Annotated in this window: 11 protein-coding genes and 3 pseudogenes; 6 read left to right on the top strand and 8 right to left on the bottom strand. The window is 32.6% G+C overall.

Annotated elements, in window-relative coordinates:
* Window positions 1-52: 52 nt before the first annotated feature.
* Genes ACHBID_RS10895 through ACHBID_RS10885 form a run of 3 tightly spaced genes read right to left on the bottom strand, consistent with a single transcriptional unit; the run spans window position 53 to window position 3,577 of the window.
* Window positions 53-958 (bottom strand): hypothetical protein, encoded by a 906-nt coding sequence (locus ACHBID_RS10895; RefSeq protein WP_394732335.1) that lies wholly within the window; start codon window positions 956-958, stop codon window positions 53-55.
* A 1-nt stretch (window position 959) separates the two neighbouring features.
* On the bottom strand, window positions 960-2,006 hold the full coding sequence (locus ACHBID_RS10890; protein ID WP_394732336.1) for an RNA helicase: 1,047 nt from the start codon (window positions 2,004-2,006) through the stop codon (window positions 960-962).
* Window positions 1,988-3,577, bottom strand: a complete 1,590-nt coding sequence (locus ACHBID_RS10885; RefSeq protein ID WP_394732337.1) for an ATP-dependent endonuclease — start codon at window positions 3,575-3,577, stop codon at window positions 1,988-1,990. Before ACHBID_RS10885 ends, ACHBID_RS10890 begins: the two co-directional genes overlap by 19 nt.
* Before the next feature lie 187 nt (window positions 3,578-3,764).
* Between ACHBID_RS10885 and ACHBID_RS10880 the strand changes: the two genes are divergently transcribed.
* From ACHBID_RS10880 to ACHBID_RS10860, 5 genes are read left to right on the top strand one after another with little or no spacing between them, the layout of a single operon-like run.
* Entirely contained in the window at window positions 3,765-4,457 is a 693-nt protein-coding gene (locus ACHBID_RS10880; protein ID WP_394732338.1) for an XRE family transcriptional regulator, read from the top strand.
* Between the two features lie 2 nt (window positions 4,458-4,459).
* Complete coding sequence (locus ACHBID_RS10875; protein WP_096811956.1) at window positions 4,460-4,594, top strand: hypothetical protein; 135 nt, start codon at window positions 4,460-4,462, stop codon at window positions 4,592-4,594.
* 5 nt (window positions 4,595-4,599) lie between these two features.
* Window positions 4,600-6,015: a Y-family DNA polymerase gene (locus ACHBID_RS10870; protein WP_394732339.1), complete on the top strand. Its 1,416-nt coding sequence runs from the start codon at window positions 4,600-4,602 to the stop codon at window positions 6,013-6,015.
* Window positions 6,012-6,362 carry a hypothetical protein gene (locus ACHBID_RS10865; protein WP_394732340.1) on the top strand — a complete coding sequence of 117 codons (351 nt, stop codon included), beginning with the start codon at window positions 6,012-6,014 and terminating at the stop codon, window positions 6,360-6,362. Before ACHBID_RS10870 ends, ACHBID_RS10865 begins: the two co-directional genes overlap by 4 nt.
* On the top strand, window positions 6,349-6,657 hold the full coding sequence (locus ACHBID_RS10860) for a DUF5960 family protein (RefSeq protein WP_012775536.1): 309 nt from the start codon (window positions 6,349-6,351) through the stop codon (window positions 6,655-6,657). Before ACHBID_RS10865 ends, ACHBID_RS10860 begins: the two co-directional genes overlap by 14 nt.
* Before the next feature lie 8 nt (window positions 6,658-6,665).
* Here the strand turns inward: ACHBID_RS10860 and ACHBID_RS10855 are convergent, their stop codons facing one another.
* The 4 genes and pseudogenes from ACHBID_RS10855 to ACHBID_RS10840 form a co-directional block, all read right to left on the bottom strand.
* Window positions 6,666-6,962, bottom strand: a complete 297-nt coding sequence (locus tag ACHBID_RS10855) for a hypothetical protein (RefSeq protein WP_394732341.1) — start codon at window positions 6,960-6,962, stop codon at window positions 6,666-6,668.
* Between the two features lie 49 nt (window positions 6,963-7,011).
* Window positions 7,012-7,347: pseudogene (locus ACHBID_RS10850) on the bottom strand (DUF5945 family protein); the annotation flags it as partial.
* A 213-nt stretch (window positions 7,348-7,560) separates the two neighbouring features.
* Entirely contained in the window at window positions 7,561-8,217 is a 657-nt protein-coding gene (locus tag ACHBID_RS10845) for a DUF1524 domain-containing protein (RefSeq protein ID WP_394732342.1), read from the bottom strand.
* Between the two features lie 85 nt (window positions 8,218-8,302).
* Window positions 8,303-8,695: pseudogene (locus ACHBID_RS10840) on the bottom strand (zinc ribbon domain-containing protein); the annotation flags it as partial.
* Between ACHBID_RS10840 and ACHBID_RS10835 the strand changes: the two are divergent.
* Window positions 8,690-8,950 (top strand): annotated as a pseudogene (locus tag ACHBID_RS10835) (S24 family peptidase); the annotation flags it as partial. The pseudogenes ACHBID_RS10840 and ACHBID_RS10835 overlap by 6 nt on opposite strands.
* An 18-nt stretch (window positions 8,951-8,968) precedes the next feature.
* Here the strand turns inward: ACHBID_RS10835 and ACHBID_RS10830 are convergent.
* Window positions 8,969-9,400 carry an SMI1/KNR4 family protein gene (locus tag ACHBID_RS10830; protein WP_394732343.1) on the bottom strand — a complete coding sequence of 144 codons (432 nt, stop codon included), beginning with the start codon at window positions 9,398-9,400 and terminating at the stop codon, window positions 8,969-8,971.
* Window positions 9,401-9,472 lie beyond the last annotated feature (72 nt).

Below are 9,472 nucleotides of genomic sequence, written 5' to 3'. Positions count from 1 at the left end.
TTCAGACAAATGTGGTAGTTTATCTGAGCCTAACATAGATGGCTTTTTCTGTCTAGCTTAATTTTACAAATTGGGTATCTTTAAACTCAATGAATACAATCAAGATAAATGATACTACCAATACTTTAACAATCGTAGCAATCATATTTAAATCTGACAAATATGAGACATTTAGAATATTTTCATGCCTATCGTATAAATAATTGTATAAGAAATTAAATTCATCATTGTATATTAAAACTTCTGAAATAATGAGTGCAAGATAGAAGAATGGTATAAATAATAAAACCTGATATTTTAATCTTGTAATTTTTTCTTTATTCTCATTGTCAGCTGTATTATTCATAATTTTTAAAAAATTCTTTTTTTGTAATATTTTTATATCCTCATTTAAAAATTGAGGTACTAAACTTGATAGTATTATTGATATAAAAGTCCAACTGAGTAAGGCTTTTTCTATTCCGATTAAAGAAAATATAAATAAGGGAATAGCAATACAACTAAGAAGATACACAGGCGGTAACTGCGATAAATAAAATAAAATTTTAGATAAAATAAAACACATTGCTACAAATAGTGGGAGACTATAAATTGTAATACCTGTACCTGGTATAATTATCTCTCTAAATAAACTTTGTAACAAAACCTGTAAAAAAACTCCCATAGAAATAAATTTAATGCAAATAAATATCGAACTAAAAAAATATCCCCCAAATTTAGGATTATATTCCTTACTCGACTGCTCCGTTACAGAAACAAAATAGTATTTCAAATCGTCACGATTTACTCTATAGTATATAAGAGAAATAATTATATAACCTACCATGGTAACCCATTCAAATAAATTTTGAGGAATATTTCTAATAAACCAAAAAACAATAGGAATCTCTAAAAAAAGTGATAGATAATACTGCCACATCATTGGTCTTTTAATAAATATATCTTTAACTATTTTCATGTTATCTCCTTTTTCGATAATTTTCTATATCAGATTGCTTTACAAAATATAAGCTTCTTCTCGTACGAGTACACGCAACATAAAATTTACTTTTGGTTTGTGAAGGGAGTTCATTCAAACGATTGGCTAAGAATAATTTATATGTTGTTGGATTTAACACTACACAAACATTTTCATATTCAGAGCCTTTACTGTCACCCCAGTTCTGGCTTTTACAATTATAATCATAGGATTTTTGATAAAAAAGTTTCATAATACTGTCATCTGTCATGATTGATTCTATTTTATCCTGTGAATCTATGAACAAAATTTTTGTAGTTTGATTTTCTTTTTTCTGCGATGAAATTTCAATATCTAAGCTTTCAACAATGAAGTCACAAACTATCTTTGGACAACGATAACTTTTTGACAAACTTGACAAATCAATTTTAAATCCTGAATCAGAAATAACTTTTAACCAATTCTCAAAACTAGAATGAATACCTTTCCCCTTATTCCCTCTCCTTGAAGTTTTAAAAGTTTTTTGATAAAAATCTCCAAGTAATAGAACGTCTGCACTAAGTTTACTTAGGCTTAAAAGCCAATCAAAATCATCTGACTCAAAATCCTGACACTCATCTACATAAATACAATCAAAAAATTTATCAATTCTTTCTAAATATGAATTATCAAATGGGATTTTACTCCTATTATAAATTAACGTCCCCCTGATTAAAGACTTAGAAAGTTGATTCTGAATAACTCTACCCGCAGCATCAATAGAATTATTATCAAACTGTCCTTGAGTTTCATATTCAAAGTTTATTCCTTTTGGTCGTTTCCCTAAATATGGCACTAAGCAAAAACTATATAGAAACTCAAAGACACCAAAAATAAAAGTAGACTCAGGAATGTAGCCCAATTTGTCAATCAGTTTTGCTCTAATTGTATTCTGATTCGTTTCGGTGTATGTTATGATAAGATTTCTTTTTTGAGGGTCAATACTTTCAATTATTTTTGTTGTTTTGCCACTTCCAGCAACGGCATGAATCAATCTTTTATTATCCATTCAATCGCCTCTTTAATATAATTGGGTATCATAAATTTTTCGCTTATACTATCAGTTTCCAAGTGTTCTAGTAATCTCAATGCAAATTCAGCCTTCTCCCTAAGCATATATCCTAATAAATCATTAGATTTGGTTAATCCTGAAGAATCTAGTAAATCTGAGTTACAATTATAAATGCATATTTCAAATGTTCGATTCTCATTATCTAAATCAGAAGAAATTTTTATATTTTGGAATTGTTGATAAGGACTATACTTTGACTGTACATTCCTTGCATAATCACCATCATTATCTGTGATAACTGCTACATTTTTATCAGTAAAATTGGTTGCAATTTCTAAATACCTTTCAAAACTTAATCCATCTACTGAAATAATTGATACATTAAATTCTTCAGGCTTTTTAGAATGGAGTATTTCAAAAAACTTTTCTACTAAAATATATTCCGCATTCCCCTCAACAAGAACTATCTTCTTACCTAGAGAAAAGTTCAATAAATTTTGATTGGTAGATTTTTTGAAGAATCTTATCGTATCTTTTTTCAAACTTTCAAGTTTAGATATCTGACCATTATCTAAAAAAAGAAGATTATCCACACCTAATCTTGAAGCAATCATATTTGAATGAGTCCCAATAAAAACTTGAACACCTGTATTTGAACTTAACATTTTAACCAATTTCTGTAGGTTTTGGTAGCTCAAATGATTTTCAGGTTCCTCAATAAGCAGTATTCTAACCATTTCCTTGAGATGACTGTATGCATTTTCAACTCCTAATAATACTTTTTCACCCTGCCCTAAATTTTTTATATCTACACCATTTTTTACAGCTGATACTGAATTTCTAAATGAATTTTCTGATTCATCAAAATGAAGTTGAAATTCTGAAGCATTCTCCTTCAACAATTCGTCCTTTCTTAAAGCATTTAAAAAATTAAGTGAATTTATTCTATATTTATGATTAACTTTTGCTCTATTTTCAGCTGATATATTATCTAAATATACCTCATGAATACGTTTTTGTATTTCTTGCTGTGTATCAATAAGACTTGTATTTATCATTGAATGTAGTAACTTATACGGTTTATTGTAAGAGGAGTAGGGTTTCCCTGAAAATGTCAAAAATTCAACTGTATAGAACTCAAATGGAAAGACTGTCCAATTACTATTATTTAATACAGAAGTAATTTCAGCTATGTAATCTTGATTAGGTGTTATTTTTAATGAAAGTCCAAAAGCTTTGATTTTTTGAGAGTTATGCTTCCCTTCGATATTGAAGTTAGAGGAAATTTCAGCACTTGATTCATCAAAATATATTTCAACGAAGACCTCAGGGAGCTGATTGATATCCCTTGTACCCATAAATTCTATAATCGATTCTTGGTTAATGATACTAGACAAACTACTTCTTTCTATTTGACTGTGACTACCGCTCAGCACTAAACCAATTCCATATAATAGAGTTGATTTCCCAGAACCGTTCTCCCCAACAAAAATATTAACTTCAGAATTACAAGTAAAATCAACTTTCTGATAACGTTTGAAGTTTTGTATTATAATTCTTGCTATCATATTACCTACCTTAATCTCGCACATTAGTTTAAATAGTTATTTATTGAAATTATATCACATAAATCGTGCTATTATTTTAAAATTGCTAATTTAGGATCCGTTTTATATTACTTTCCTCTTGCATCTTAAATCTTTTATGATATAATTTTGTTAGTTTATAAAACAACAGTAGTTTTTAGGAGGTAATATGTTTTCTGGTAAACGATTAAAAGAAAGACGAATAACACTTGGCTATTCTCAATCTGAACTAGCAGATAAACTTGATATAAACCGCTCTTCTTATTTCAATTGGGAAAATGAAAAGACTAAACCAAATCAAAGCAATCTCAAACAACTGGCTATCCTATTAGATGTTCCTGAAACATATTTTGAGTCAGAATATAAAATAGTCAATACTTATCTTCAGCTTTCTTTACAGAACCAGGAAAAAGTAGATAAGTATGCTGAAGAATTACTTCAAGAACAAGGGACTAACAATAAAATTATTCCGCTATTTGCTGTGGAAGTCCTATCTGAGATCCAACTATCTGCTGGTCCTGGTGAAGGTCTATACGATGAATTTGAAACTGAGACTGTCTATTCGGAAGATGAATATTCAGGGTTTGATATAGCGACTTGGATTTCTGGTAACTCAATGGAACCTGTTTACAAAGACGGAGAGGTTGCGTTGATTCAAGCAACTGGATTTGATTATGATGGGGCTGTCTATGCATTAAACTGGAATGGATCTCTCTACATCAAGAAACTCTATCGTGAAGAAGACGGCTTTAGAATGGTTTCTATCAATCCAGATGTTGCCGAGAAATTTATCCCCTTTGAAGATGAAATCAGAATTGTTGGCAAGGTTGTAGGGCACTTCATGCCGGTGATTGGAGGTTAGAGATGTCAAAGTTTGTTAAAGAAATGATCTACCTCAAGGAAGACCGCATTATCTTATCTCTTGAAAAAGAAGAATACGACGTAACAGACCATCTGACAGAATTGGTCGATGAACTAGCAAAACTAAAAACAAGGTGAATAGTATGGGCTATATCGACTATTCAAAAGAACCACGTAGCGATATTGCTTTTGCTGATATGAAATCCTTCTACGCATCCATCGAATGTGTAGAGAGAGGACTTCACCCGCTCCATACTTCACTTTGTGTCATGAGTAGGGCTGACAACTCTTCTGGTTTAATTTTAGCCTCTTCTCCAATGTTCAAAAAAGTATTTGGTAAAGGAAATGTCGGTAGAGCCTACGACCTCCCCTTTGATGTTCAGACAAGAAAATTTAACTACTACCGTGCTAAAATCTCAGGATTGCCAACGGATACAAAGTTTGTTTCCTTCATAGAAAATTGGGCCAAGCGTACATTTATTGTGCCACCTAGAATGGACTTGTACATTCAAAAAAATCTTGAAATACAAAAAGTATTTCAAAATTATGCAGATCCAACAGATATTCTGCCCTATTCTATTGATGAGGGATTTATAGACTTAACTTCATCGCTAAATTATTTTGTTGAAGACAAATCTCTAAGTCGCAAAGATAAGTTAGATGTGGTTTCAGCAAAAATTCAACACGATATTTGGGAAAAAACAGGTGTCTATTCAACTGTTGGTATGAGTAATGCTAATCCACTTCTTGCCAAATTAGCACTTGATAATGAAGCTAAAACCACTGCTACCATGCGTGCCAATTGGTCCTATGAAGATGTTGAAACGAAGGTCTGGAACATTCCGAAAATGACTGACTTTTGGGGAATTGGTTCACGAACAGAAAAACGACTAAACAAATTGGGAATCTACAGCATCAAAGAATTGGCCAACTGTGATCCTACTATCTTGAAAAAAGAATTTGGTGTAATTGGCGTGCAACATTGGTTTCATGCTAATGGTATTGATGAAAGTAATGTCCATGAACCCTATCGACCGAAAGAGGTTGGGATTGGCAATTCACAAGTACTTCACAAAGACTATACACGTCAAAGCGATATAGAGCTTGTCCTACGTGAACTAGCAGAGCAAGTTGCGATTCGGCTACGCAGAAGGCACAAAAAAGCAACCGTAGTTGCCATAAGTGTAGACTATTCAAACTTCGAAAACAAGAAATCAATCAATGTTCAAAGAAAAATTAACCCCAATAATCGTACGCTTGTTTTTCAAGATGAAGTTGTTTCTCTCTTTCGTTCTAAATACGATGGAGGGGCAGTTAGAAGCATTGCTGTAAGGTACGATGGATTGGTGGATGAAAACTTTGCTGTGATTTCACTTTTTGATAATTTTGAAGAAAGCGAAAAAGAGGAAAAACTGGAGACAACCATTGATTCCATTCGTTATCGATTTGGATTTCTTGCTGTACAGAAAGCTAGTTCTTTATTAGAAAATTCAAGGGCAATTGCTCGCAGTAGATTAGTCGGCGGACATTCCGCTGGAGGATTGGAGGGATTAAAATGATTGATAGAAGTTATCTGCCATTTAAGGTTGCTAGAGAATATCAAGACCGAAAGATGGCCAAGTGGATGGGATTTTTCTTATCAGAACATACGGCAGGACTTGATAGTGAGCTTAATAAAGTTGACTATACTTCTGAGTTATCAATTTCAGATAAACTACTGCTGCTCAATCAACTATATAGCCACCAATTAACTGGTATTCTGACAGTTCCTGGTAGGACTTATGTAGGGAAAGTAAAGAACTTAACTTTTCAATCGATTTCATTTGAAACAAAAGAAGGCTACATCAGTATCCAAATCTCTGAAATTCTTACAATAGACTTGGAGGTAGAGTATGAATCAGCTTGATTTTAATAAGAACCAACTCCAGATGGACTATTTTAGTGACAGTTACCGAAAATTTGAAGCGGATTTCTATCGCTATTCTGCTCTAGATACACCACTAACATTTTTAACAGATGATATTATGCTTGCCATGGCCAAATCTCAAAAATCCTATTTCAAATTGAACAAAGAAAACGCTAAAGATTATCAGGACCATTATTTTATGTTCAATGTTGAACCTTCACGAGACAATAATCTAGTTAGGCTATATTGTTACGATTCAACGATGACACATATTTCAAAAAACAGGCCAAAATAATTGGTCTGTTATTTGTTATTATTGCTCTCTCGCCTACCTTGTCTAAATCTCTCAATGTTTTTTTCGAATTGTTCCATGTTAAGTTTATTTTTAGCTTCTTGGATCGACTTATCAAGACTTTGTTCCTCATCGGTTATAACGCTTTGAGATAATCCAACGTTCCTATCAGGCTTAAAATTTGTATCAAAAACCACATCTAGGAGTTGTTCTACTTTGGTTAGTTCACTTTCTGACATCTCTGATAGTCGATGAATCAGTCGTTTAAATTGATCCTGGTTCTGGTTTTTCTTTTGAAAAAATTTCATTATCCCCTCCTTCAATTGTAAAAAGGTAGCCCGCATAGGACTACCTGACTTATAAATCATCAATGGCTACTGAAATAGCCTGCAACTTTTTATTTTGGATTTTCTTTTCATCAATCAATTGATGAAGTTCTTCAATTTGCTTCTGACAGGCGGAAATATCCTTGTTGTTTTGTGCAATGGTATCAGCCAAGTGTTGTTTATAGTCACTTGTGATATTTACCTTCTTCGGCTGACTTTGTTTAACAGTTGATGCGAACGTTTGTACATCTTTAGATTCTGACTCCTTTTGTTGATGTTGAAAAGCAGCCACATAATCTACTTCTTCAATTGGTTTTTCATCCTGTTTATGGAAAAGTGCTGCAATTTTTGCTCGTTCTTCATGGGTGGGCTCTGCATGCTATATACATAGACATTCAAGTTTAGCTCTTTCTCCTATACTTCACCCCTATACGACTCAAGCCTTTAAACCAAAGCTTTTGCTATTCCCGACTATCAAAGGTTTCTAGGCTTTCACCAACAAACCAAATACTTAAACGTGATGTGATAGCAAACCCCTATACTGATAGAACGAAAAGATGAAGTTTACTTTGGAATAATACTATGAAACGAAACAAATCCATTTCATTTGCGGAATTCCGTTGCAGTGTTCTTTCAATTTCGTTTTTAATAGTTTACCTTCATCTTTAAAAAATATTTCGAATATGTGTGTATTTATTTCTTTCTCTCTTTTGCAGATATCGGATTTTGAAAAATTTATCTTCGGCTGATTAAAAGCTTTATTAACTAGCAATTCTTTTTCACACACTTTAATTGCCTCACATTTCTTTGAAAATGATCCGTTTTTTATTTGACTGTTGGTCTCTTTTGTCAGTAGAGCAATATTCCCAATTCGATTTTTTAGTTTGGTATTTTCAGAATTAAATTTATTATAGTATTGATTTTGAGGAATTATGTGTTCAAGTTCCCATTTTAATCGTTCATTGAAAGCATAATCACTCAACATTTCATTAATATTCTTAGGAGAACAGAATACTGATATAGAAATTAAGATAAAGCGTGTAAACTTCTTATGCTTTCTGTAAAAATTAGAAATCTTCGGATTAACATAACTATTATATACATTGTAATGTCTCCTTACATAACTAATCAGATGTTCAGCTAAATCATCAGAATTTGCAATAGGAAAAATTCCAATTTTATTACTAATATCATCTAAAATGAATTCATCATACATGCTACTCAAAATATATTCCATAACTTGACACCGTATTATAAATCTGTTTTTCTAATTATAACACAAAAAACTGCAACCCTTCAGTCACAGTTTCTTACAAATCTACCTATGTTCCCTCTAAAAATCTGACAGTTATCTGCCCATCTTCTGATATTGTAATACTGTCCAATACCAGACACATCTCATACGAATTGAATTCCCATAAAGGTATGTTCATCTTTGCAGCTAACATTGTACTATAAAATTTTTCTAGTGGACGATTTTCTTCCAGAATCTTATTCCACTTCCATGCATCAATTCAACGTTCTCACTCAATAGTTCTACTGCCATTACTACGGCTTTCTCTAGCGTTTCTTCATCAATATGGTTATTCTGACATCCAATCTGTCCTTTGACTCTATAACTGCCATACTTTACGTTTACCTCGACTGATGGTCCAGTTCTTTCGACCAAAGACCGAACCACATTCTGCACAGAACACTATTGTGGTGAATGGATTGATGGGCATTCCATGGAACCAGTCTACCAAGATGGGGAAGTTGCCCTAATCCGTGAAGGAGGTTTTGACTACGACGGAGCAGTTTACGCCATTTGCTGGAATGATAAATTATACATTAAGAAAGTTTATCTTGAAAAAGACGGATATCGCCTCGTTTCCATTAATGATTCCTAGTCAGATAAATTTGTTCCTGCAGAGGATGAGCCGAGTATTGTCGGGAAAATAGTTGGCAACTTTATGCCTATTGAACAGTAAAAGCACTTGAAGAAATTATCACTTATGTAAACTATCAATAAATGACTCAAAATTATCTGTAACTAATTCTACAGAAGGTTCCCATTCAAATGAAGTGTCAGCATACCAAATATATACTTTAGGAACTGAAGTCTGTTCTACAAAACTCAAACACAAGAAATCTCCTCCAAAAAGTGCTGCAATAGGGAGTAGTTCAATATGCATTGAATCAGGGTCTGAATATAATCTTTCCTCAATTTGAGTCATTACCACATCAATATCGTACATTCCTAACGGATTATCTTTAGCATTCTCAACTAATCCTAAAAACCTCTCTACTAAGCGTTCACGACCATTAACACTAAATATTCGATTATTTGGAATTAAACCACTATATTTTTTTACAAAATCTTTATATGATTCAGGTAAAGAAACTCCCCAAATTTTCTCAGATTGTTTTATATATCCCAATTTGTAAAATTAAGCTAGACAGAAAAAGCCATCTATGTTAGGCTCAGATAAACTACCACATTTGTCTGAAAG

The sequence above is a fragment of the Streptococcus sp. A25 genome (genome assembly GCF_043674095.1).
GTDB lineage: Bacteria > Bacillota > Bacilli > Lactobacillales > Streptococcaceae > Streptococcus > Streptococcus suis_V.
The sequence above is the reverse complement of the archived record's forward strand: the minus strand, read 5'-3'. Positions and strand labels throughout refer to the sequence as shown.